We start from the raw sequence: 23,923 nt of genomic DNA on the forward strand, positions 1-23,923 counted from the left end.
TGGACTTGATTTTACCCAAAATACTGGCTTTCAAAAAACTTTCTTTGTCTCTGGTGTTATACAGGAGTTCGTTTTGCGATTATTTAACTCCTACAATAATATCTACTTTATCTTTTTATGTTGGTATTTGTTCCTACTTAAGTAGTATTGTTTTTAGTATTGATAGTAATTTTGTTACTTCCTAAGTAGTATTATTTTTATTCTCGATAGTATTACAGTGTCAGATAGTTGAATTAGACAAAGATTTCTCGAACAAATAAACTCTTACTGTTTGAAAAACATGGCTGTTGCTGAAAAGTCATGAATATGTTTGCAATCTGAGAAATATTGAACTCAAATCAAAAATTAGGTTTACGTCAATGAGCGATTTAAGAGTTTGGTTTGAAGACTATACTAAAGCTTTATTTCGTTCTCTGCCTTTGTTATGGACAGCAGCACCCAGGGAAATCACCATTCTGATTGTTGCTACTTTGTTACAAGGGTTTTTACCTGCTTTAAGTGTGTGGATTACTAAGTTAGTAGTAGATACCGTAGCTACAACATTGACGGCTGGTAGAGAATTGGGTTGGACAATCTTGCTACCCTTAGTTGCGGGTTGGGTAGGTGCTTTGCTGTTAACTACGCTACTTGACCCTTGGAGAACAGCACTGCAAGGAAATCTCAACGATAAATTGATGGCTCAGATGAGTTTGGCGTTGATGCGTAAAGCCAATTCATTCCCAGACCTGAGCCGTTTTGAAGATTCACGATTCTATGATGAGCTACAGATGTTGCAAGAACGGGTTAACTATCAACCCTTGAACTTTTTAGAGAATTTGGTGGAATTAGGGCGGTCTTTGGTGACTGTAGTGGTGATGGTGGCCTTATTGATTCCCCTAGGCTTTTGGATTCCCTTAGTAATTGCGATCGCCACTATACCACAGGTAGTAGTTTCTACTCAGTATGGTAAAACAATTTGGCTAACTTTGTTTGAAAACAGTCCCCAAGCGCGGAGGATGGAGTATTACACTTCAGTAATGTTGACTGACACCTATGCTAAAGAAACTAGGCTATTTCAGTTAGGTTCATTTTTTATTGAGCGTTATCTCCAAGCATTTCGCTCTTTATATCAGACTATGAGCCATCTGCGCGGTAAACAGGCTTTTTGGTCATCTAGTTTAGCTATTTTAAGCACCCTAGGAAATGGCTTTGCTTTTTACTGGGTAGTGCAGCAAGCATTTCGAGGAGCGTTGAGTCCAGGTAGCGTGTTGTTATTCGTGCAGTCTTTAACTTATTTTCAGCAAAATTTAGAAGGATTTGTGGGTAATTGGTTGGAAATATTTGAAAATGCGCTGTTTATGCAGCAATTTTTCACTTTTATCGATAGTAAAACTCCCATGCGATTGAGTTTACCTGGAGAGAAGATACCAAATCCCATTCTTTCCGGTATCACCTTTGAAAAAGTTTACTTTCGCTACCCTGGTACTAGAAAATGGGCGCTCAAAAATGTTTCTTTTACCCTGCACCCAGGTGAAACCGTAGCTATTGTAGGGGAAAATGGCGCAGGTAAAACCACTCTTGTCAAACTACTTGCGAGGTTATATGACCCCTCTAGAGGACGCATTTTAGTTGATGGTATTGACCTGAAAAATTTAAATTTAGAGCAGTGGCGACAGCAAATAGCTGGAGTATTTCAGGACTTTGGACGCTACTCCCTGACTCTAGGTGAAAATATCGCTTTAGGCAACCTCAAAGCATTAGAGCATCGAGACTTACTCAGATACGCCATAGAAAAAGCCGATATCGTCAAATTAGTAGAAAAGTTTCCTACAGGGGAAGACACGCCCCTAGGTAAGCAATTTAGTGGTACAGAACTGTCTGGAGGTCAGTGGCAAAAGTTAGCTTTAGCTCGTGCTTTTGTCCGACAGGAAGCGCAAATATTACTCTTAGATGAACCAACAGCCGCACTAGACCCCCGTAGCGAATATGAGTTATATCTGCGCTTTGTTGAATTAACAAAGGGTAAGACTACTATTTTGATTACCCATCGACTAGCTTCTGTGCGAATGGCTCACAGAATATTAGTTCTCAAAGCTGGTCGATTAATTGAAGATGGCACACATGAGGAACTTTTGCAGCATGGAGGCGAGTATACTGCCCTGTGGAATATGCAGGTTCAACAGTATGGCATTGCTGAGTGAAGCAAGAATCCCCGTATGTAGCGATAGCAAAATGCGGGGAACGTCAACTGTGGTTAAGATGATTTTTTTGTTAAGATTCCCCGAAAAATAAATTTCGAGTAACTTGCACGACAAAAATTTACTGCCAAAAGTAATCAAATGTAATTAAGTATACAAGGTACTTGATCTGCAAGGGAAAAAGACAAAAAGACGTGATCAAGAAAATTTTAACGCTTGGGGTTGTTACCCTATTACTTTTGGCAGTCCCGATGATGGGTGATGCGTTTGCTCAAACTCCAGCAAATGTTCCGGCTGCTGATCCGGGAGATACGGCATTTATGCTGATTTCATCGGCTTTAGTGTTGTTAATGACACCAGGGTTAGCTTTTTTTTACGGTGGTTTTGTGCGATCGCGCAATATCCTGAATACATTGATGATGAGCTTTGTATTGATGGCGATTGTGGGTGTCACCTGGGTTTTATGGGGTTATAGTCTTTCGTTTGCCCCTGGGTTGCCGTTGATCGGCGGTCTACAATGGCTGGGTTTAAATGGTGTGGGATTAGAAACCACTAATTATCTGCAAGGTTCAAACCCAGCAGAGGTAGTGACTTATGCGGCGACGATTCCCCATCAAGCATACATGATTTATCAAGCCATGTTTGCTATTATCACCCCGGCATTGATTTCGGGAGCGATCGCCGAACGAATGAGCTTTCGCGCCTATTGTTTATTTGTCTTACTTTGGTCAACCTTCATTTACACCCCCCTAGCTCACATGGTTTGGGCTAAAGGTGGTTTACTGGGATTATACGGCGGTTTAGGTGCGCTTGACTTTGCTGGTGGCACAGTAGTTCATATCAGTTCTGGTGTTTCTGCACTTGTCGCCGCCATCGTCCTAGGGCCACGCAAAACCCACCCCGACCGTCTCAGCCCTCCCCACAACGTACCATTTATATTGTTGGGTGCTGGTTTACTCTGGTTTGGTTGGTTTGGCTTCAATGCTGGGAGTGCCTTATCTGTCGCTAGTGGTACTTCTGGTAATTTAGTCACCAACGTCGCCACAACTGCCTTTGTAGCGACTAACACCTCTGCGGCAGCAGGGGCGTTAATGTGGTTAATTTTAGAAGCGACTTTACGCGGTAAACCAACTGCTGTAGGTGCGGCTACAGGTGCGGTGGCGGGTTTGGTAGGTATTACCCCGGCGGCTGGCTTTGTTGTTCCCTTATCAGCAATTTTGATTGGTTTGATCACCGCTACTGTGTGTTTCTATGCTGTGAGTTTCAAACACAAGCTCAATGTTGATGATGCCTTAGATACCTACCCTGTACATGGTGTTGGTGGCACAGTAGGGGCAATTTTAACAGCCTTCTTTGCCACTGCTGAAGTTAACTCAGCCGGGAAAGATGGGGTATTGCGGGGTAATTTTGGAGAATTAGGTGTGGAACTAGCAGCAATTATCATTGCTTACGTAATTGCGGCGGCTGGAACTTGGATAATTCTCAAAATCATCGACGCTACCGTAGGGTTACGAGTCCAAGAAGAAGCCGAATATCAAGGATTGGATATCAGCGAACACGGAGAAGAAGGTTATAACTCCGAGTTTAGCGATCGCATCGTATCCAAATAAATGGGTAAAATAGTGCCATTCTCCCACTAGCGATTTAAAATCTGAGTCAAATCATTGCAAAATTTCGCTAGTCGTGTCCACTACTGCAAAAACCTTTCCTGTTTGGGCTTTTTTCTTACTGGCAACCAACGGCATACTGATGTTGGCGGTGATCTTGCTGCTTTGGCAACAGCAGAGATTGACCGCTTTTTCTAGTAATCCACCGTCTCAACTTCCAGAGAAACAACCCCAAGCTGTCAAACCAGAGTTAGGCCCTCGCCATCAACTCAATTATCAAAAGTGGTTAGAGATTCTGGAGCAAGAAGCCAAAATAGCAGCTGATCAGCGTCCGCCAAAATTAACCATACTAGCAGGGGATTCTTTAAGTTTATGGTTCCCCGTAGAATTATTACCAAAAGATAGAAACTGGCTCAATCAGGGAATTTCTGGCGAAACCAGCAATGGTTTATTAAAAAGATTAAATTTATTCGACAATACCCAGCCAGAGACGATTTTTGTCATGATTGGGATTAATGACCTGATTCGGGGAGTCAGTGAGCAGGTGATTTTAGATAATCAACGCCAAATCCTCAGTTACCTCCGAAGAACCCATCCCCAAGCTAAAATCTTTGTTCAGTCAATTTTGCCACATGGGGGAGAAACAGCCACTTGGGAAGGTAGAGAAAAATTACTAGCTATTCCTAACAGTCGCATTCAGCAGTTAAATGAGCAGTTAAAAAGCATAGCAGCTAAACAAGGTGTTGAATATCTAGATTTGTATTCTTTATTTGTTAATCAACAAGGTAATCTCCGCCAGGAATTGACTACGGACGGCTTACATCTCAATCCCGCCGGATATCTAGTTTGGCGCACAGCCTTGCAGATTTATCAGCAGCGAATAGGGACTGGGGACAAATCAATTCAAAATTCAAAATACCCTACGGGAAGGCAAGCCTACAAAATTCAAAATTGAAGAATTTCTGCCTCCGCTCCTCCGCTCCTCCGCTCACGGCAGTCCGCTCAAGTCGGGAAACCCGCCCACGCGGCTGCCTCCCCTGCTTCCTCATCCCCTCCACCGTGGAAAACGATAAAATTTTTCTGCATATCTCGATTTGGTCAAGTAAATCGTGTCATCGCACGAGAAAATCATAAACAGGAGATACTAACGAATACAACAGATGGATACAAAAGCTTTTAAACGTTCACTGCAAAATTCAGAGAATTATAACCGTAAGGGGTTTGGTCATCAGGCTGAAGTGGCTACCCAATTGAAATCTGAGTATCAAAGTAACTTAATCCAAGAAATTCGCGATCGCAATTACGTCCTCAAACGCGGTGATGTCACTATCCGCTTGGCTCAAGCCTTTGGTTTTTGCTGGGGTGTAGAGCGTGCTGTGGCTATAGCTTACGAAACCCGCAAGCACTTCCCCACAGAACGCATCTGGATTACTAACGAAATTATCCATAATCCTTCTGTAAATCAGAGAATGCAGGAAATGCAAGTGGGATTTATCCCAGTGGAAGCGGGTAAAAAAGATTTTTCTGTAGTTGGTAACAAGGATGTGGTGATATTACCTGCTTTTGGTGCTAGCGTCCAAGAAATGCAGATTCTTAATGATAAAGGTTGCCAAATCGTTGATACTACCTGCCCTTGGGTATCTAAAGTTTGGAATACCGTCGAAAAGCACAAAAAACGCGAATACACCTCAATTATTCACGGTAAATATAAACACGAAGAAACCATCGCCACCAGTTCTTTTGCGGGCAAATATTTAATTGTTCTCAACTTAAAAGAAGCGCAATATGTAGCTGATTACATTCTACATGGTGGCAACCGTGAAGAATTTTTACAAAAGTTTGCCAAAGCTTGTTCACCAGGATTTGATCCAGATCAAGACTTAGAAAGAGTTGGGATTGCTAACCAAACTACCATGCTCAAAAGTGAAACCGAGCAGATTGGCAAACTGTTTGAGCGCACCATGATGCAAAAGTATAGCCCCACTGAATTAAATCAACATTTCCAAACCTTCAACACGATTTGTGATGCTACTCAAGAACGGCAAGATGCCATGTTAGAGTTAGTAGAACACAAATTAGATTTAATGATTGTGATTGGTGGGTTTAATTCTTCAAATACTACGCAATTACAACAAATTGCTCAAGAAAAAGGATTGCCTTCATATCATATCGATTGTGTGGAGCGAATTAAATCTATCGCCTCTATTCAACATCGCCAATTAAATGGTGATTTAGTAATCACAGATAACTGGCTACCAAAAGGGGAAATTGTCATCGGTGTTACTTCCGGTGCTTCTACACCTGATAAAGTTGTGGAAGATATCATTGAGAAAATTTTTGCCCTCAAGGCAACTGTCGCTGTGTCTTAGTTTTAGCCTCTGTAGTGTAAATGTAGAGACGTTGCATGCAACGTCTCTACTTATAGGAATCCTACTTGATTTGTGAATAAAATTAGGTACTTGTGGGGTGGATTAGCAAAGATGACTACACCATGATTCTGGCTTGGATGCTGTACTCTCGCCTAACACACCCTACCTATTTTTTCCCACATCAAATGTTTATCGACTGTGTGATTTTTCTGGCATCAGATTCACGACAACTTTACCGTTTTTGCCGTTGGTATGATGGTGTCCGTTATTATTGCGGGGTTGAATCACACCATAACCGCCGTGATTGCGTTCATAAACAACGTTAATCTCTCCAGTTTCGGCATTACGGAACATATAAAAATCATGTCCAACTAATTGCAGCTGTTCTAAAGCCTCTGCAACAGTCATTGGTGGCATGGAAAAATATTTAGTACGTACTACTTGTTCTGGGAGTTCGGGAGTGCGATCGCCAATTAAATCTGTAACTACTGGTTCGGTTACAATAACTTCATTAGTAGGTTGAGCTTGAGTTTTCTTATCTTGCCTTCTTTCTTTATATTTACGCAGTTGTCGGGAAATTTTATCTGCTACTAAGTCAATGCTTGCATATAGGTTTTCGCTGCTTTCCTCGGCGCGGATAACGCTACCATTTGCATAGATAGTCACTTCCGCCGCTTGTCTGGGATTAATTCGGGGATTGCGAGCTACGCTCAGATGGACATCCACTTCATTTGTGATGTTCTGAAAGTGATTAACTGCCTTTTCTATTTTTTGATGCACATATTCTCGAATCGCATCGGTAATTTCAATATTTTTGCCGTGGATGACAAGCTTCATGTAAACTCTCCCGCTCAATAGCTCAATATTTGATTTGATGTGATGTTGTTTTTCTATGAAAAGAAATTGCGGTAAGTTATGTCACTGCACCAACGCCTCATTTTTGCGGTTTCATGTACTGCTAGTCTGTTTTCTCTCATTCCTTGCCAACTTGATAGTCTTCTCATGTATACTCTTAATTTTGCTCCTTGATTTCTGCGCTGATTCTAAATGGTTGCCAAACAATTAGATAGTCGCGCTATGTTCTCAACAAAGGTCGTCTGAGTAATGAATCTTTTGACTCCCTTCTTTATTAAAACCAACTTGAGATAACGGTTAGTTGTTACTTCTGGTTTGTTCAAGGAGATTTGCTCACTGTTGGTAGAGTACACAAGTTCTTCAGATGTCAACAATGTATGAGATTCATCAGCCAGTACATTTATGTCTGTGTTCATCTTGGCGTGATGCTGATTGTAGAGAATTCCTCCCAACACCTTTGTGTCTATATATTCAAATTAGCACTTTGTTTTCCCGATAGCTGATTCCGTTGATGTTCCTTTAAAATCCTTTGCATAGCTTGACAATTGTTGACCCTGAGTATGTAAGTTGAAATATATTTAGTTATTAACCCAGTTGATTTTCGGCATGATTCATAGTAAAGAAGCTCAGTTAAAACGCTGTTTGTTATATAACCAAGGATTAATGCCATACAGGGAAGCCCATGAGTGGCAAAAATCGCTACTCACAGAGCGTGTTCACAATCCCCATCTGGATGATGTGTTAATCTTGCTAGAACATCCCCCTGTCTACACTTTAGGACAAGGCAGTAATCCAGAATTTCTCAAATTCGACATCAGTCAAAATCAATTCGAGGTGTATAGAACTGAACGGGGTGGCGAGGTGACTTACCACTGTCCCGGCCAATTAGTCGGGTATCCAATTTTAAATTTGCAACGTTATCGTCAAGATTTGCATTGGTACCTGCGACAGTTAGAAGCAGTGATTATTCGCGTATTAGCTGTTTATGGTTTGCAAGGCGATCGCATCCCCGCTTTCACTGGGGTATGGTTAGAAGGACGTAAAGTTGCAGCTATTGGTATTAAAGTGAGCCGTTGGATTACTATGCACGGTTTTGCCTTAAATGTTTGTCCCGACATGACAGGCTTTGGGCGTATTGTCCCCTGCGGTATTGCTGATAAACCTGTAGGCAGTTTAGCCGAATGGATACCAGGAATTACCTGTGAAGAAGTCCGGTGTCATGTCATCCGAGCTTTTACGGAAGTTTTTGCGATGGAATTTATTCACCCAATTGCTGAATAATTATGTTTTTGTGAGTAGATTTGGCCGGGATAATGTCATCAGTGCGATGTGTTGCTAACTAGAAATATCTGGCAAGTAAAAGCAAATCGTTGCATATTGGTGATTTCCATTGTGCAAGCTAAAATATGATGGTTTAAAAGTCTTAAATCCTACTTTTTGTATCAGTTGACTCAAATTTCGCCTGTGACTTATCCCAGCCATCCACAGACTTACACGCCAGTGTTTACTTCTCTGCGAGAAAGAGACTGGAAAGTTCTCATAGAACTGTTTGATAGACAAGACAGTGACGATATTGAAGCTGACATCAACAATAATTTACTGTTAATGATACCCGAACCATGTTGGGAAGACGACCCCTTTGATTTCCTACGCGAATATTTGTAGAAACGCGATTCATCGCGTTTATGTTGAGTCTTGTATGAGTGTTGTTCAATTAGCGTGAATTCGATGAACCTCTACCTAACCCCTCTCCGAAGCAGAGAGGCTAAAATCTGCTGAGGTTTCGACGAAAAATAAAGCTTTTAAAGCCTCTCTCCTTGCTGTTCGGAGGTTTGGAGAGGGGTTTTTCAATTCGTCGAACTCAGGTTAAATTAGCGGTGTGCAACCCGTGCCAATTCAGCATACACTACTCACCACTCATTCAGGGGGTCAAAATCAGATGACGAGATTCAGTTTTGGGCGTTGGCTGTGCTGGTGTCTGGTTGTATGTTTGAGTTGTGTTTTCCTCTCTGGTTGCAATGCAAATCTGAGTGCTGGTAAAACCTTACAAGTGGCGACTGAACCAGTGTTTCCACCATTTGAGTTTCAAGCGCAAGGTGGAGAGTTGCAGGGTTTTTCCATTGACTTGATGAATGCGATCGCTTCCAGCACGCCTGGGGCGATCGCTTCCTCTGCTAACTTTCAAGTAAACTATCAAAGTCTGCCATTTGATGGCATTATCCCCGCTTTACAAGCGAAAACCGTAGATGCGGCGATTAGTTCGATGACTATCACCGCCGAACGAGCCAAGACTGTCGCTTTCTCCCGTCCTTATTTTAAAGCAGGACTAGCGATCGCCATCCGTGACAACAATTCAGATATTACAAATTTTGACAGTCTCAAAAATAAAAAAATCGCCGTCCAAATTGGTACAACAGGCGCAAACAAAGCTAAAACTATCCCAGGCGCAGAAATTCGCAGTTTTGATTCTGCACCCTTAGCCCTACAAGAATTACTCAATGGTAACGTAGATGCAGTTATTAATGATGCACCAGTAACTTTATATGCCATCAATACAGGTAATCTCAAAGGCATTAAAGTTATCGAGCAATTGCTCACAGAAGAATATTATGGCATTGCCACCGCCAAAAATTCACCCTATTTATCACTCATCAATAACGGACTTGATACAGTTTTAAAAAACGGTACTTATTCCCAAATCTATCAAAAATGGTTTAAAGCCACTCCGCCACCATTACCAGCAAAATCACCCTATGAAAATCAAACAAACACAGGTAAACCGGGAATATTTAGCTCAATAGGCGTAATTTTCCAGGCGTTACCGACTTTATTGCAAGGCGCATTAATTACCCTGCAACTGACAATTATTTCCGTAGTGCTGGGTTTAATAGCAGGTTCATTCATTGGTATTGTGCGCCTCTCGCCTATTACTTCTGTGCGCTTCTTAGCAAGGGTTTATATTGATTTCTTTCGCGGTACGCCATTACTCGTGCAGATTTTTATGATTTATTTTGGCATCCCCGCCATTGTTCAAGAACTTAATTTTACTTTTACATTTGATCGGTTAGCGGCTGGGGTAATTGCCTTAAGCTTAAATAGTGCGGCTTACATTGCCGAAATTGTTCGGGCTGGAATTCAATCAATTGAACCAGGGCAAACAGAAGCAGCGAAATCATTAGGCTTAAATCCTATATTAACCATGCGCTTAGTGATTTTTCCCCAAGCCTTCCGGCGGATGTTACCACCTTTAGGAAATGAGTTTATTAGTTTATTGAAAGATACCAGTTTAGTAACAGTGATTGGTGTTGAGGAATTATTTCGCAAAGGACAATTAATCGTAGCTGCCAACTATCGCCCCTTTGAAGTTTATGCAGCAGTCGCCATAGTTTACTTATGTTTAACTCTGCTTTCTTCTCAAGCTTTCAGTCGCTTAGAAACTTGGATGAATCTTACTGAATCGGGTAAAGTTAGGCAAGGTAACACACCCAAGCTAAATCATAACAAAAATTGATTTGAGCAGCGTCTTACATTGGTATGATTGTTGTGAATATGTAAAGAAATGTAAATATTTTCTATTGCTGCATAAAACTCTCGTGTACTCCTGAATAAATAGATGAAGATATGGATTACGGTTTGATCAATACTGTTTTATGTGCCGATTTTAAACTGCTTTCTTTATTAGTTATTCTCATTAGCTCATATCTTGGTTGCAATTCAATTTGAAGAAAGGGATTTAATTGACATTCACGGTGAAGCTTACACTACTTACCGTCAACGTGTACCAATGCTAATTCCATTTTTGAAGAAAAATTCAGCTTGAATATTATGCTGAATTAAGTGAATTTCTGAATACAAAACCCCGCTTTCTTTAAGAAAACGGGGTTATATATTTATAATTATCTAGCAAGATGGAGATATGAAAAGCTATTTTGGCTTGTTAAAACTCCGATATTCCCAAGGATTAACAAATTTAGCATCACCCCAAATTCCGATTTTTTGTTGTTGTGCTAAAGCTTCTGCTTGCTGTACTAAATCTTTACTAGGACACTTATTTAAATAAGGACGATAAACTTTAGCTAATCCTTCCTGTAACAAAACTTGTTGAACAAAAGTCCCATCTCTTAACCGTACCTCAGCCACTTTCCGCCCATAGCGATCGCTATCTGTAATACTCAAGATAACGCGATCGCCACTTTGTTGTACCAATTGCTCTAATCTTTGCTGTGCTTTCGCACCCCAATTAAATTGATTGCGATCGCTTACTCTGTTACTAGCTTTCTCCTTCCGAGTATGGGGTATTTCCGGCGCATCCATACAAGCAAAGCGCACACTAAATTTATTACCCTCACCATCCTTAATTAATAAAGTATCACCATCACTAACCCGCTCAACCAACTCGCCAGAGACACCAAACAAGCGTTCACAACCCATCAACCCCAAAATAATTAACCCTGCACTCAATAAGATTAGTAACTTTTTGTGTAATTTAGTCATTAGTCGCCCCCTGCGGGGAATTCAAAATTCAAAATTCAAAATTCAAAATTAAATAACTTCTGCTTACCCTGCTCCTCTGCTCCTCAGCTCCTCAGATCCTCTGCTTCTTGTCATGTATTGCTTATAATACTAATGAGTTATGAAACTATCTTATTATTCACTCTTGAATCTGCCTATGCCTAAAAATAAGCCATCTCAGGCTGATTCAGATAGATTTGCCGCAATTGCTGACTATTTTAAAATGCTATCAGAGGCGAGTCGGCTGCAAATTTTGGCTTGTCTTAAATCAGGGCCGATGAATGTGATGGAACTAACGGAAGCTACTGGTTTAGGACAAGCAAATCTGTCCAAGCATCTCAAAGCCTTAACTCAAGCGGGAATAGTCACTCGTCAGCCAAAAGGAACGAGTGCTTTTTATGAGATTTCTGATCCGATGATTTTTGAACTTTGTGAACTGGTGTGCGATCGCATTAGTGAAAGAATACTACAACAAGCCGAACATCTCAAAGCCTTGCAGAACACAAAAACAATATTTTAACCCCATAAAAAAAGCACCCTAATTCTAGGGTGCTAATCTATGAAGCAGTAAGAACAGAGCAACTAGCTAGCAATGGCAGGAGCAGCCAAAGCAATAGGTTGAACTTCACCAGAAGCTAAATCTAGAGGGAAGTTGTGAGCATTACGCTCGTGCATAACTTCAATCCCCAGGTTGGCTCGATTAAGCAAGTCTGCCCAAGTATCAATTGTGCGTCCTTGGTGATCCAAAATCGAGTTATTAAAGTTGAAACCATTCAAGTTAAAGGACATGGTGCTGACACCCAAAGCTGCAAACCAAATACCAATTACAGGCCAAGCAGCTAAAAAGAAGTGTAAAGAACGAGAATTATTAAAGCTGGCATATTGAAAGATTAACCGTCCAAAGTAACCATGAGCCGCTACGATATTGTAGGTTTCTTCTTCTTGACCAAACTTATAACCAGCATTAGCTGATTCTACTTCTGATGTTTCCTTAACCAGCGTAGAAGTCACCAAAGAACCGTGCATTGCCGAGAACAAAGCCCCACCAAACACCCCAGCCACACCAATCATGTGAAACGGGTGCATGAGGATATTGTGTTCTGGTGAAAACACAATCATAAAGTTGAATGTGCCGGAAATACCCAACATCATGCCATCGGAAAAACTACCTTGTCCAATCGGGTAAATCAACAACACAGCAGTTGCAGCCGCAACGGGAGCAGAAAAAGCCACAGGAATCCAAGGACGCATTCCTAAACGGTAGCTTAATTCCCATTGCCGACCCATGTAAGAATAGATAGCTAGCAGGAAGTGGAACACAATCATTTGATAAGGGCCGCCATTGTACAGCCATTCATCCAAAGAAGCCGCTTCCCAGATCGGATAAAAGTGCAAGCCAATAGCCGCCGAAGTCGGGACTACAGTAGCACTAATCAGGTTATTCCCGTAAAGCAATGAACCGGAAACAGGTTCACGGATACCGTCTACATCCACGGGAGGCGCAGCAATAAACGCCAGAATAAAGACAATCGCCGCAGTTAAAGCAGTAGGAATCAGGATTACGCCAAACCAGCCAATATACATCCGATTTTGCGTACTGGTGATCCAATTACAGAATCTCTCCCATAAGTTCGCGCTACTGCGCTGTTCTAAAAGTGTTGTCATATTTGGTGATGAGTGCGAATAGAATGGTGAAATTTTTATAGGAAATAAAACCAATTCGTAATTAAGTAGCTGGCTTTCCCGTTCAGGTACGGGAAGGCTAGCGTTGACGTAAGAAAGTCAGATGCAATCTGAGTTTTCAAGGAAAGCATCTGTAGCTTTCTGTCAGGGAATTGGTTGAATCCGTCGTATATAAACTATATAACTGTATAGCAATACAATTGTCAAGTAGTAAATTAAAATTTTTTTTGAGTTGGCTGGTATAGAGCCTTGTAGGGTGCGTCAGATGTTGAAAATATGTTCATTTGGGCGAAATGATCTTTTCTGACGCACCCTAATCCTGGCTGCATGAAAAATCACACCGAGATGATAAAATTACTCCTCAGTTATTTAGTTAATAAATGAGCAAATCTGTCATGTCCCCGATCCTCCATCCCTTGCAGATTGGTAAACATATAGCCCGTTATCCCATCGTGCAAGCGGCAATGGCGGTGCGGGTATCTGGCGCGAAATTGGCTGGAGCAGTCGCCAATGCTGGAGGAGTGGGGATGATTGCCTCTCTGGGAATCGGGTTAGATTCTCCCTACTATAATCCACGTCAACGGAGTAGTTTTTTTACAGCCAATCGACTGGCATTAATAGATGAATTGTCCAAAGCCCGCAGTATTAGTCCAGATGGGGTGATTGGTGTCAATATTCTCGTAGGTACAAAAGATTACCCCGTATTAGCTAAAACCGCAGCAGCCGAGGGAGCAAATCTGATTATTACCGGGGGAGCATTACCGTTAGCTTTACCAGAGTACACCGGCGATAATCCCGATGTTGCCCTTGTCCCGACTGTAGCCAATGTAGACTCAGCGCAATTTATCTGTCAAACCTGGAAAAGTCGATATAACCGCCTACCCGATGCCTTAATTTTGGAAAATTGCCAGAAAGTCGGGGGACATTTTACCCAATGTGAACAGATAAACGTTCCAGGGTTTTCTATTGGCTGGGTAATTTCGCAAGTACGAGATTATTTAACCGAGACAATGGGTGTGAGAATACCCTTGATTGTCACAGGAGGAATTAGCGATCGCACCGACATTGATCAAATATTAGCAATGGGAGCAGACGGCGTGCAGATGGGTACACGCTTCATCACCACCATCGAATGTGATGCCCATCACAATTATAAACAACGTCATCTACATTCCCTAGCAGAAGATATCGTCACCGTACCCAGTCCTGTAGGAAAACCCAGCAGAGCTTTACGCAACACCTTTGCAGAGCAAATCATGGCAGAATTATCACCGGAACGGCGATGTATTGCCAACTGTTTAGAAACCTGTCTATTTAGAGACAAAGGTAAAACCTATTGCCTACTCAACGCCCTAGCTCAAGCTGCCCGTGGCGACGTAGAAAATGGTTTAATTTTCTCTGGTGCGAATGTGAGTCAAAATCAGCGTATCATGTCTGTAGCTGAACTGATGGCAGATTTGACCGCCAAGGTTTAGCACCGACAGCACGGCGAATATTTCGCCAAATCTGCGTTGCCGCCAATGCGCCATCACCCGCAGCAACCACCACTTGATTTAAGCCTACCTTCAAGTCACCAATTGCAAAAATGCGCGGGTGAGAAGTTTGACCCATCTTATCTGTTACCAAATATCCGCCTTTTTTCTCCAAATTGAAACCTTCTAAATAGGTATTGTGGTAGCGCGAACCCATAGAGATTAAACCAGTTTCCAACTCAACCACAGTACCATCCAGCAATTCCACACCCGTCATCTGATGGTTTTTCCCCAAAAATTGCTTAATTGGAGTTTCCACCAAACGATAACCATGCTGCTGTAATTGAGAACGTAATTCTGCGCTCACCGTAAATAATCCATGAGTGAAGATAGTAATGTAGGGAGTAAACCAACTGAGATTAAACACCATTTCCTCAATACTGGCTTCACTCCCCGCAAAAAACCCGCATAGTTTATCAGCCATTTCATAGCCATCGCAAACCATGCAAACGTGCAAATTATAGCCAGCGTATTCAAACACATTCTGCATATTTTCCAAAGGAGGCAGATGGTCAATAATACCACTAGCAGCAATCAGATACTTAGAACGCAACACAGAATAAACACTGTTTTGACGACCGACTTTTACCCGCACAGCAAAAGTATCGCCCTCGTCCACCACCTCGTCAACATAAGCATTTAAAAAATCTCCATCCAAAGATTCATAATGCTTTTTACCCTGTTGCAACAACACACGACCAGGAGTATCTGGAGGCAACCCCAGATAGTTATGTAACTCTTGCATCCAGAAAGAACGCGCTTTTCCCTTGTCAATAACTAGACTAGAAAGCAAATATCTTTGTAGATAGATTCCCGCAGAAAGCCCCCCAGCACCACCACCAACGATAATGGCATCATAAACATGGTCAACACGTTCCGAAAGATTAGCCTTTGATAATCGCATATCCTCACTTCTTTCCTATGGAATCAGTAAAAACTTCTCCGCGTACCCACCGTACCCCTACGGGGAAGCAAGCTACGCGCAGCGTCTCCGTTAGGAGAAGTTCTGATGTCTACGACAAGCCGCTTGCGCGTCTACGGCGGTTCGTCGTAAGGCGTTCCCGCAGGGTAGCCGCCGCTCAGACTTCTCTTTGCGCTTACTTTGCCTACCTGGAGCGTTTAAACCCACCAAGGCTTTTCACCAGTGCGGGGGTCAATCTCACGCCAAGGCGAAACCCAAATGTAATTCTCCTTAACCTCAACATGAACCAACTTCAGAGGACGATTAGCAGGGCCACGTTGTACAGAACCTTGGGCATCATAGCGTGAACCATGACAAGGACATTGGAACTGTTCATCAACAGAATTCCAAGGAAAAGTACAACCCAAATGGGTACAGTTATTAACAATACCCACCTCATCAAGAGTGCCATCCTCTTTCAGAGTTAAATAAGTAGGCTCACCAGCCAGCCCAGCAATTAAAGCCCTTGTTCCTGGTGCTTCCGCTAAAATTTGGCTGGCTGGGATAGGACGACCCATTTTGTCTTTAGCGAGGATGCTACCCTCTGCATCAGTGCTTTCGGCTGGAGGGATAAAAAACTTAGTCGCTGGATATAAGGCAGCACTAGCTGTAGCAGCAACCATCGCTCCAGTAAAGAAGTTAAGCAGTTGCCGCCTGGACATAGAAGGATTGGGTAGACTTAAGCTATCGTCCATAAACTATTTCACTCTTTACTAATCTTCAACTATTATACTACTATATAGTTATATAAATTCTCAAGGAGTTTCTCAACTCAAACAATTTCTTTTTCCCAGTCACCAGCACCGAGTACCAACTGATGACTTTCTGTTGAAGTCAGTATCTTAATTAAAAGTAATACATCACTTCTGAGAAATGACGAATGATAATAATAGAGATAAATCTATGATACGGCACACCCAAATCCCCTATGAAAAATCTTCTGTTCACTTCCTTAGCCTCTAGCCTAAGCACCCCTATTTTCACCAGTTAAACAATCAAATATTTGGAGATTTCCTGCAATGGCTCACATTGTCATCATCGGTGCAGGGTTGGGTGGTTTACCCACCGCTTATGAATTACGGCATATTCTTCCAAGGCAACATCAACTTACTGTAATTTCAGAGTCACCAAACTTTACATTTATTCCTTCATTGCCTTGGGTAGCACTGGGTTTAACTTCTCTGGACTCTGTTCAGATTAGTCTGGAACACCGATTGAGACAAAGGGGTATTAACTGGATACAGGGGCGAGTAGATCAATTAAATCCTGATACACAACAGATATGCTGTGGTGAGCAAACCATTGTCTACGATTATCTGATTATTGCCACAGGTGGAGAACTAGCACTGGATGCGTTACCTGGACTTGGCCCCGATGGATATACGCAATCAGTTTGTAATCCTCATCATGCTTTGATGGCACTTAAGGCGTGGCAGAAATTTCTGCAAGCACCAGGGCCGATAGTAGTAGGGGCGTTACCGAAAACGAGTTGTTTAGGCCCTGCCTACGAATTTGCGCTGTTAATAGACTACGTTCTACGCCAGCAGGGTTTACGAAAACAGGTATCAATTACTTTTGTGACTCCAGAACCCTATGCGGGACACTTGGGTATTGGTGGTATGGCTAATTCTGCCGAGGTGGTGAAAAAAATCATGGCAGAACGAGATGTAGAAGTTATTGAAAATGCCCAAATTAAGGCAATTGCAGCCAATCAGATTCATTTAGGAAATGGCAGAGTCTTGCCCTTTGCTTACTCCATGCTATTACCACCCTTCCGGGGGCCGCATTTTGTGCGCCAAGTCCCAGGATTAGGTAATCAGGATGGTTTCATTCCCGTATTGCCCACATACAGACATCCTGAATATCCTTCAATTTACGCGGTAGGTGTAGTTGTACAGCTAAAACCGCCAGAGGAAACACCTATACCATTAGGAGTACCAAAAACTGGACAGATGACGGAAGCAATGGGCATGGCAGTGGCACATAATATTGCCATTGAACTAGGGGTAATTTCTGCCCAACCAGTAACTCCAACACTTGATGCTATTTGCTTTGCTGACTTTGGCAACACAGGAATTTTATTTCTTGCTAACCCGGTGTTACCTGATGTAGTCACAGGCAAACGTCGGCGGGCTGTAGCCTTGAGTGGGGCTTGGGTAAGTTGGGCAAAAAGTGCGTTTGAGAAGTATTTTTTAGCCAAAATGCGTTTTGGGACTGCTGTACCTTGGTTTGAAAGGATAGGGTTGAAATTCTTGGGATTATCGTTAGTGAAACCTATTCAAGTACAGAGTAGTGGAAACATCAGCCAAGAAATTTCTTGAAGAAAAATACAGCATGAAATTTTCTCTGATTAAACAATGAGGCAGAAATTATGAATTGTCAAAGAAACCGCCGCAGATATCATCAAATAAGTGGTTTGTGTGCTGTGGCGATCGCCTCTAGCACTACTAGCCCAACTACCGCTTATAATCCAAGTACGGAGTTGAATGCCAAAACCCAACAGGCAATGATTGATGCTATCAACGATGAATATTACGCCCGTGCTTTTTACACAGCAGTAATTAACAAATTTGGTGCAGTGCGTCCGTTTAGTAACATTGTTCACGCTGAAGATAGACACGTTTCTTTGTGGAATCACCTATTTACTAAATACGGGCTGCCCATTCCTCCTGATACATTTATGGGCAATGTCCCAGCACCTGATACTCTACAAACTGCGTGTCAAGCGGGAGTAGAATCAGAAATAGCCAATGTTCAGATGTATGACCGCTTTTTAGAATTTGTTCAAGAAGCAGATTTACGAAATGCTTTCACCCAACTCCGTCATGTTTCTCAAAATAACCATCTTCCGGCTTTTCAACGTTGCGTTAGTCGTTATTAGGGAATGGGGAATAGGGAAAAACGATTTTCTTGGTTCTGCTTTGTGTAGATTTTTGTGAAAATAATTAAACGCAGATGAACGCAGATGAACGCAGATGAATCTGTGTTCTATTCGTTTGTAATCCGCTATAATTTCTGTTCTTAAACTTTTAATCTTTTTGAATTTAATGATGGATTTGGATAATATTCTCAAACAGTATGCTGCTGGAGAACGGAATTTTCAGCGAGTCAATTTACAAGAAGCTGAATTAACAAATGTCAACTTGACAGGTGCAGATTTTAGTTATGCTGATTTGCGTCAGACGCGCTTGGGAAAAACTAACCTCAGCCATGCTTGTCTACAGTCAGCCGACTTGAGTGAATCGATTCTTTGGGGAATAGATTTGAGTGCGGCAGACTTATATCATGCCATTCTCAGGGAAGCTGATTTGACAGGTGCAAAGTTAATTCAAACTCGTTTGGAATCCGTAAACTTAATTAAAGCTAGTTTATGTGGGGCAAATTTAACTGGTGCAAATCTCTCTGGTTCTTTGCTATTTCAAGCAGATTTGCGTCCTAGTTCCAACCAGCGCACAGATTTGGGATATGCCATTTTGACTGGGGCAGATTTGAGTTACGCTGACTTGAGAGCAGCTACTCTACATCACGCCAACTTAGATAAAGCAAAATTGTGTCGGGCAAATCTGGGTAAAACAATTCAATGGGGAAATTTAGCGGCGGATTTAACTGGAGCTAGTTTGCAAGGTGCAGACCTGAGTTACGCTAATTTAGATAGTGCCATTCTTCGCCAAGCAAATCTGCAAGGGGCAGATTTAACAGGAGCAATCCTCACAAATGTAGAATTAGAAGGGGCAATCATGCCTGATGGTACGGTTCATGAATAGTCATTAGTCATTAGTCATTAGTCATTGGTCATTGGTCATTGGTCATTAGTTATTCTCCCCTACACCCTTAAATTAGGGAAATTTTCGCTCTCGCACATCTACAGCGTAATCTTGTACAGCTTTGGTAATTGTTTCTCGCAGGTTAGTATAAACTTTGGCGAATGGGGGCTGTTTTTCTGATATGCCCAGTACATCAGAGGTAACTAAGACCTGACCATCACAGTGAGAACCTGCACCGATACCAATGGTGGGAATGCTGAGTTTTTGTGTAATCTCCATTGCCAAATCGGCGGGAATATGCTCTAAGACAATGGAAAAAACACCAGCTTGTTCGAGGGCGATCGCTTCGTTTAAAATTCTTTGGGCTGTTTCCTCAGTTTTTCCCTGTTGTCGCAAACCCAATTGATGAATTGACTGGGGTGTTAAACCCACATGACCCATCACCGGAATACCCGCCTGTACCAACCGTGCTACAGTTTCCACCATTGCCGGATAACCACCTTCTAACTTCACGGCTTGCGCTCCAGTTTCCTTTAATACTCGCCCAGCCGAATGTATTGCTTGAGAGATGCTTTCTTGATAGGTGAGAAACGGTAGGTCTACCACAACTAAGGCACGTTTTACACCCCGACGTACAGCCTTAGCATGGTGTAGCATTTCTTCTAGGGTAATGGGCAGCGTGGTTTGATAACCCAAAACTACAGCCATCGAGTCCCCGACTAAGATTAAGTCTACACCAGCCGCATCGAGAATGTGAGCGATCGCATAATCCCATGCGGTCAACGCCACTATTGCGCGTCCCTGTTGTTTCCATTGAATTAATTGCTGGGTAGTAACTGCCATTTTTAAATCGGGAGTAGGGAGTAGGGGAGCAGAGGGAACAGGGGAGCAGAGGAAGTAGAGGAGATTAATTTCTCAAAATTCTTGAATTTTGAATTTTGAATTTTGAATTTTGAATTTTGAATTTTGAATTTTGAATTGATTTGTCCCCAGTCCCCAGCCCCTCATTTCACAGCACGACTGAAAGCTAGATGAGGTTTTGCACGATCCATTTTAGGCATTAACCAAGCCAGACCTTCACTCGTACCCACCCATAATTTATTAGCAAGGTCGGGTACAAGTGTTAGCACTCGACTGGAAGGAAGCCCAGCTACTTCATCTAAGACAGCACCTGTGTTTGGATTTAATCGTAACAAACCATTGTTAGTCCCTACCCAAACACTACCATCTTCAGAAAAACTAACTGCTGTGACATTCCTGCCACGTAAACGAGTCACAGACCGCAATACTATTCCAGTTTTAGGGTTAATCACCAATAAATTATTCGGCATTCCTGCCCAAATTAACCCTTCTGGACTAATAGCTAAAGCTTGTACGGTCGTACCGGGTAAATCGTTAATGCGTTTCATAATCAACGCACTGGCGGTATTTACTCGGACTATACCATCCAAAGTACCAACCCACAATTGACCCTCAGCATCTAAAGTCATAGTATTGGCACTCACACCCGGCAAATTTTTGAGTGTGGTCATAATTAAGCCTTGGTCTGGACTAATTAAAGCTAAACCACTATCAGTCCCAGCCCACAAATAGCCCCGCTTGTCAACCAGCAATGACAACACCCTTTTGGAAGGCAAAAATAAATTTTGGGCTGTGATTTCATTCGTGCGGGGTTCTACCCGAATTAGTCCTTCATAACTTCCCACCCACAAACGCCCTACTTTATCTTGGGCTAAAGCCCCAATAGCCGTATTGGGTAGACTAACACGCGCCAAAATTTTACCTGTTTTCGGGTCAATCCGCGATAAACCCCGCCAAGAACCTACCCAGAGATTACCCGCATAATCTCCCAGCAAGTTACTTACACGATAATCAGTTTCTATCGCTCGCTCTTGCAACCCCCGTTCATCAGGTAAAGGGTCTACTCGTGGTGGTGGTGCAGATGCAGGATAAGAAGGAGTTAACTCGGATGGTTTAATGTCAGGAGTTTTGGGTGATGGCGGATTACTATCTTGGTTTTGGGCTTTGACTGCAATGCTCGGCATCACAATTAAGCCCAACAATATAGAAATAGAAGTAATTAGTAAGTTAAGACGCTGGCGAAGTAATACCATAGCAAAATTTCCTTTAAAGACAGTACCTAGAACTATTGCCTAAATTAGCTAAAGGTTAACTTCAGTTTTCCCCCAGTTGGGATTTTATCAACAGGCAAAAGGGGAGATGAGGAAGATGAGGAAGATGAGGAAGATGAGGGAGTAGGGGAGGCAGCCGCGTGGGCGGGTTTCCCGACTTGAGCGGACTGCCGTGAGCAGAGGGGAAAAATCCAATCCCCAGTACCCAGTCCCCAATCAACAGCCTCAGTCCTCATTACAATTACCATGCTTTTTTGTAAAGTGTTTTTTACAAAATGTTGCAATATTTATGTAATAAAAAAATTAAATATATAAGTTAAGAACTTTCAAAGATTAACTTATGCCATTTATTGATATATTGTGAGACAAGCTACAAATTACGTGGTGTGCAACTTTTGATCTGGCCCTGATCACTCTCATAAGTGTTCCGCCAAGTAAACTCTCTCCTGTTGAATGTTTCTGGATAATCAGGAAGATATCAGGAAAGTATAGGCGGAAACTGATGAAAAGAAAACCAATTCCCTAATTACACTGGGATTATGGAATATAATCACACTTTCGGCATAAAGCCAAGGTAGTGAGGGGATAGAGGAATTTAGTGGAGTGAGAAAAACAGATAAAAGAGAATTTTTAAATGATGGCATGGGGGATAATGCAAAAGCGTTAAGTTATGCAATCCTAGATGGGAAAGACACTGGTAAAGAAGCTAACAACTTAGACTAAGTGTCAAAAGCAGAAAATCGCCACCCTCTACCAAAAAAAACTCGAAAAAAAGTTATTGCTGTTTTTCTCCTTGCTGATGGGGAGATAGGGCGGTTGTGAGAAAAATTGCACAGAACGTGATTTGATTAATAAAAAGAGTGACATCTTGGAAGGATAGATATGTCTTACGCTCAAACGAAGACTCAGTCAAAAGCTGGGTATCAAGCCGGGGTTAAAGATTACAGATTAACTTATTACACACCAGATTACACACCAAAAGATACAGATATTCTGGCGGCATTCCGTGTTACACCCCAGCCTGGAGTACCTCCCGAAGAAGCAGGTGCGGCTGTAGCGGCTGAGTCTTCCACCGGTACTTGGACAACTGTGTGGACAGACTTGTTAACCGACCTAGATCGTTACAAAGGTCGTTGCTACGACATCGAACCAGTTCCAGGCGAAGACAACCAATTTATCTGCTACGTTGCTTATCCCCTGGATCTGTTTGAAGAAGGTTCTGTTACCAATATGTTTACCTCCATCGTAGGTAACGTATTCGGTTTCAAAGCTTTGAAAGCCCTGCGTTTGGAAGACTTGCGGATTCCTGTAGCTTACCTCAAGACATTCCAAGGCCCTCCCCACGGTATTCAAGTTGAGCGTGACAAATTAAACAAATACGGTCGTCCTCTGTTGGGATGTACCATTAAACCCAAGTTGGGTCTGTCTGCTAAAAACTACGGTCGTGCTGTATACGAATGTTTGCGCGGTGGTTTGGACTTCACCAAAGACGACGAAAACATCAACTCTGCACCTTTCCAACGGTGGCGCGATCGCTTCTTGTTCGTGGCTGATGCTATCCACAAATCTCAAGCAGAAACAGGTGAAATCAAAGGTCACTACCTGAACGTCACCGCTCCTACCTGCGAAGAAATGCTCAAGCGCGCTGAGTACGCTAAAGAACTCGGCATGCCCATCATCATGCACGACTACCTAACCGCAGGTTTCACCGCTAACACCACCTTGGCACGTTGGTGTCGTGATAACGGTTTATTGCTGCACATCCACCGCGCGATGCACGCTGTAATCGACCGTCAAAAGAACCACGGTATCCACTTCCGTGTATTGGCGAAAGCTCTGCGGATGTCTGGTGGTGACCACATCCACACCGGTACAGTAGTAGGTAAATTGGAAGGCGATCGCGCCATCACAATGGGCTTCGTTGACCTGTTGCGTGAAAACTACGTTGAGCAAGACAAATCTCGTGGTATCTACTTTACCCAAGATTGGGCTTCCATGCCTGGTGTAATGGCAGTTGCTTCCGGTGGTATCCACGTATGGCACATGCCCGCCCTGGTAGAAATCTTCGGTGACGACTCCGTACTACAATTCGGTGGTGGTACACTCGGACACCCCTGGGGTAACGCTCCTGGTGCAACCGCTAACCGTGTTGCACTGGAAGCTTGTATCCAAGCTCGTAACGAAGGTCGTAGCCTAGCTCGTGAAGGTAACGATATTATCCGCGAAGCTGCTAAGTGGTCTCCAGAATTGGCTGCTGCTTGCGAACTGTGGAAAGAAATTAAGTTCGAGTTTGAGACTGTTGATACCGTCTGATAAAGGCTGAAGGTGTAA

20 protein-coding genes are annotated in these 23,923 nt (G+C 42.6%); 13 read left to right on the forward strand and 7 right to left on the reverse strand.

Annotated elements, in window-relative coordinates:
* Positions 1-359: 359 nt before the first annotated feature.
* The 4 genes from AACS98_RS14125 to AACS98_RS14140 all read left to right on the forward strand — a co-directional run bounded on the left by AACS98_RS14125 (position 360) and on the right by AACS98_RS14140 (position 6,153).
* Entirely contained in the window at positions 360-2,180 is a 1,821-nt protein-coding gene (locus tag AACS98_RS14125; RefSeq protein ID WP_066380822.1) for an ABC transporter ATP-binding protein, read from the forward strand.
* Between the two features lie 191 nt (positions 2,181-2,371).
* Positions 2,372-3,787: an ammonium transporter gene (locus tag AACS98_RS14130; RefSeq protein ID WP_066380824.1), complete on the forward strand. Its 1,416-nt coding sequence runs from the start codon at positions 2,372-2,374 to the stop codon at positions 3,785-3,787.
* Positions 3,788-3,860: 73 nt separating this feature from the next.
* Complete coding sequence (locus AACS98_RS14135) at positions 3,861-4,739, forward strand: SGNH/GDSL hydrolase family protein (protein ID WP_084386911.1); 879 nt, start codon at positions 3,861-3,863, stop codon at positions 4,737-4,739.
* A gap of 205 nt (positions 4,740-4,944) precedes the next feature.
* Positions 4,945-6,153, forward strand: a complete 1,209-nt coding sequence (locus AACS98_RS14140) for a 4-hydroxy-3-methylbut-2-enyl diphosphate reductase (protein ID WP_066380828.1) — start codon at positions 4,945-4,947, stop codon at positions 6,151-6,153.
* Positions 6,154-6,342: 189 nt separating this feature from the next.
* On the opposite strand, the gene hpf is transcribed toward AACS98_RS14140, so the two are convergent.
* Positions 6,343-6,990 carry a ribosome hibernation-promoting factor, HPF/YfiA family gene (gene hpf, locus AACS98_RS14145; RefSeq protein WP_066380829.1) on the reverse strand — a complete coding sequence of 216 codons (648 nt, stop codon included), beginning with the start codon at positions 6,988-6,990 and terminating at the stop codon, positions 6,343-6,345.
* Between the two features lie 624 nt (positions 6,991-7,614).
* On the opposite strand from hpf, the gene lipB reads away from it, so the two are divergent.
* From lipB to AACS98_RS14160, 3 genes are all read left to right on the forward strand, one after another.
* Entirely contained in the window at positions 7,615-8,289 is a 675-nt protein-coding gene (gene lipB, locus AACS98_RS14150) for a lipoyl(octanoyl) transferase LipB (protein WP_066380831.1), read from the forward strand.
* Positions 8,290-8,463: 174 nt separating this feature from the next.
* Positions 8,464-8,673, forward strand: coding sequence for a hypothetical protein (locus AACS98_RS14155; RefSeq protein ID WP_232317156.1), 210 nt, complete (start codon positions 8,464-8,466; stop codon positions 8,671-8,673).
* A 274-nt stretch (positions 8,674-8,947) separates the two neighbouring features.
* Entirely contained in the window at positions 8,948-10,519 is a 1,572-nt protein-coding gene (locus tag AACS98_RS14160) for an ABC transporter permease subunit (protein ID WP_066381026.1), read from the forward strand.
* 413 nt (positions 10,520-10,932) lie between these two features.
* Here AACS98_RS14160 and AACS98_RS14165 read toward each other — a convergent pair whose 3' ends face one another.
* On the reverse strand, positions 10,933-11,502 hold the full coding sequence (locus tag AACS98_RS14165) for a thermonuclease family protein (protein ID WP_066380833.1): 570 nt from the start codon (positions 11,500-11,502) through the stop codon (positions 10,933-10,935).
* A gap of 175 nt (positions 11,503-11,677) precedes the next feature.
* Here AACS98_RS14165 and AACS98_RS14170 point away from each other — a divergent pair, with 175 nt between their 5' ends.
* On the forward strand, positions 11,678-12,040 hold the full coding sequence (locus AACS98_RS14170) for an ArsR/SmtB family transcription factor (RefSeq protein WP_066380835.1): 363 nt from the start codon (positions 11,678-11,680) through the stop codon (positions 12,038-12,040).
* A gap of 62 nt (positions 12,041-12,102) precedes the next feature.
* On the opposite strand, the gene psbA is transcribed toward AACS98_RS14170, so the two are convergent.
* Positions 12,103-13,185, reverse strand: coding sequence for a photosystem II q(b) protein (gene psbA, locus AACS98_RS14175; RefSeq protein ID WP_066380836.1), 1,083 nt, complete (start codon positions 13,183-13,185; stop codon positions 12,103-12,105).
* 413 nt (positions 13,186-13,598) lie between these two features.
* Between psbA and AACS98_RS14180 the strand changes: the two genes are divergently transcribed.
* Positions 13,599-14,678: an NAD(P)H-dependent flavin oxidoreductase gene (locus AACS98_RS14180; protein ID WP_066380838.1), complete on the forward strand. Its 1,080-nt coding sequence runs from the start codon at positions 13,599-13,601 to the stop codon at positions 14,676-14,678.
* Here the strand turns inward: AACS98_RS14180 and AACS98_RS14185 are convergent.
* Positions 14,632-15,639, reverse strand: a complete 1,008-nt coding sequence (locus AACS98_RS14185; protein WP_066380840.1) for an NAD(P)/FAD-dependent oxidoreductase — start codon at positions 15,637-15,639, stop codon at positions 14,632-14,634. The two genes, AACS98_RS14180 and AACS98_RS14185, sit on opposite strands and share 47 nt — an antisense overlap.
* Before the next feature lie 215 nt (positions 15,640-15,854).
* A complete protein-coding gene (gene petC / locus AACS98_RS14190; protein ID WP_066380841.1) occupies positions 15,855-16,391 on the reverse strand; it encodes a cytochrome b6-f complex iron-sulfur subunit in 537 nt (178 codons plus the stop codon).
* Between the two features lie 324 nt (positions 16,392-16,715).
* Between petC and AACS98_RS14195 the strand changes: the two genes are divergently transcribed.
* The 3 genes from AACS98_RS14195 (at position 16,716) to hetL (ending at position 19,460) form a co-directional block, all read left to right on the forward strand.
* A complete protein-coding gene (locus AACS98_RS14195; RefSeq protein WP_066380842.1) occupies positions 16,716-18,017 on the forward strand; it encodes an NAD(P)/FAD-dependent oxidoreductase in 1,302 nt (433 codons plus the stop codon).
* Between the two features lie 50 nt (positions 18,018-18,067).
* The gene (locus AACS98_RS14200; RefSeq protein WP_066380843.1) at positions 18,068-18,577 is read left to right on the forward strand and encodes a ferritin-like domain-containing protein; all 510 of its coding nucleotides are present in this window, start codon (positions 18,068-18,070) and stop codon (positions 18,575-18,577) included.
* A 169-nt stretch (positions 18,578-18,746) separates the two neighbouring features.
* Positions 18,747-19,460 (forward strand): heterocyst differentiation pentapeptide repeat protein HetL, encoded by a 714-nt coding sequence (gene hetL / locus AACS98_RS14205; protein WP_066380844.1) that lies wholly within the window; start codon positions 18,747-18,749, stop codon positions 19,458-19,460.
* Positions 19,461-19,532: 72 nt separating this feature from the next.
* Here the strand turns inward: hetL and panB are convergent, their stop codons facing one another.
* Together panB and AACS98_RS14215 are read right to left on the reverse strand one after the other, a co-directional pair.
* Positions 19,533-20,303 carry a 3-methyl-2-oxobutanoate hydroxymethyltransferase gene (panB, locus tag AACS98_RS14210; RefSeq protein ID WP_066380846.1) on the reverse strand — a complete coding sequence of 257 codons (771 nt, stop codon included), beginning with the start codon at positions 20,301-20,303 and terminating at the stop codon, positions 19,533-19,535.
* A 161-nt stretch (positions 20,304-20,464) separates the two neighbouring features.
* Positions 20,465-21,574, reverse strand: coding sequence for a ligand-binding sensor domain-containing protein (locus AACS98_RS14215; protein WP_197480085.1), 1,110 nt, complete (start codon positions 21,572-21,574; stop codon positions 20,465-20,467).
* 900 nt (positions 21,575-22,474) lie between these two features.
* Between AACS98_RS14215 and AACS98_RS14220 the strand changes: the two genes are divergently transcribed.
* Positions 22,475-23,905 (forward strand): form I ribulose bisphosphate carboxylase large subunit, encoded by a 1,431-nt coding sequence (locus AACS98_RS14220; protein ID WP_066380850.1) that lies wholly within the window; start codon positions 22,475-22,477, stop codon positions 23,903-23,905.
* Positions 23,906-23,923: the final 18 nt, after the last annotated feature.

The sequence above is a fragment of the Anabaena sp. CA = ATCC 33047 genome, assembly GCF_963870205.1.
Lineage (GTDB): Bacteria > Cyanobacteriota > Cyanobacteriia > Cyanobacteriales > Nostocaceae > Trichormus.

Coding starts and splice junctions, on each gene's coding strand:
- petC (WP_066380841.1), bottom strand. CDS start 16,391: ATGGACGATAGCTTAAGTCTACCCAATCCTTCTATGTCCAGGCGGCAA.
- hetL (WP_066380844.1), top strand. CDS start 18,747: ATGGATTTGGATAATATTCTCAAACAGTATGCTGCTGGAGAACGGAAT.
- AACS98_RS14165 (WP_066380833.1), bottom strand. CDS start 11,502: ATGACTAAATTACACAAAAAGTTACTAATCTTATTGAGTGCAGGGTTA.
- AACS98_RS14200 (WP_066380843.1), top strand. CDS start 18,068: ATGAATTGTCAAAGAAACCGCCGCAGATATCATCAAATAAGTGGTTTG.
- AACS98_RS14140 (WP_066380828.1), top strand. CDS start 4,945: ATGGATACAAAAGCTTTTAAACGTTCACTGCAAAATTCAGAGAATTAT.
- AACS98_RS14160 (WP_066381026.1), top strand. CDS start 8,948: ATGACGAGATTCAGTTTTGGGCGTTGGCTGTGCTGGTGTCTGGTTGTA.
- AACS98_RS14195 (WP_066380842.1), top strand. CDS start 16,716: ATGGCTCACATTGTCATCATCGGTGCAGGGTTGGGTGGTTTACCCACC.
- AACS98_RS14185 (WP_066380840.1), bottom strand. CDS start 15,639: ATGCGATTATCAAAGGCTAATCTTTCGGAACGTGTTGACCATGTTTAT.
- hpf (WP_066380829.1), bottom strand. CDS start 6,990: ATGAAGCTTGTCATCCACGGCAAAAATATTGAAATTACCGATGCGATT.
- AACS98_RS14180 (WP_066380838.1), top strand. CDS start 13,599: ATGTCCCCGATCCTCCATCCCTTGCAGATTGGTAAACATATAGCCCGT.
- AACS98_RS14220 (WP_066380850.1), top strand. CDS start 22,475: ATGTCTTACGCTCAAACGAAGACTCAGTCAAAAGCTGGGTATCAAGCC.
- AACS98_RS14125 (WP_066380822.1), top strand. CDS start 360: ATGAGCGATTTAAGAGTTTGGTTTGAAGACTATACTAAAGCTTTATTT.
- panB (WP_066380846.1), bottom strand. CDS start 20,303: ATGGCAGTTACTACCCAGCAATTAATTCAATGGAAACAACAGGGACGC.
- AACS98_RS14170 (WP_066380835.1), top strand. CDS start 11,678: ATGCCTAAAAATAAGCCATCTCAGGCTGATTCAGATAGATTTGCCGCA.
- AACS98_RS14215 (WP_197480085.1), bottom strand. CDS start 21,574: ATGGTATTACTTCGCCAGCGTCTTAACTTACTAATTACTTCTATTTCT.
- psbA (WP_066380836.1), bottom strand. CDS start 13,185: ATGACAACACTTTTAGAACAGCGCAGTAGCGCGAACTTATGGGAGAGA.
- lipB (WP_066380831.1), top strand. CDS start 7,615: ATGATTCATAGTAAAGAAGCTCAGTTAAAACGCTGTTTGTTATATAAC.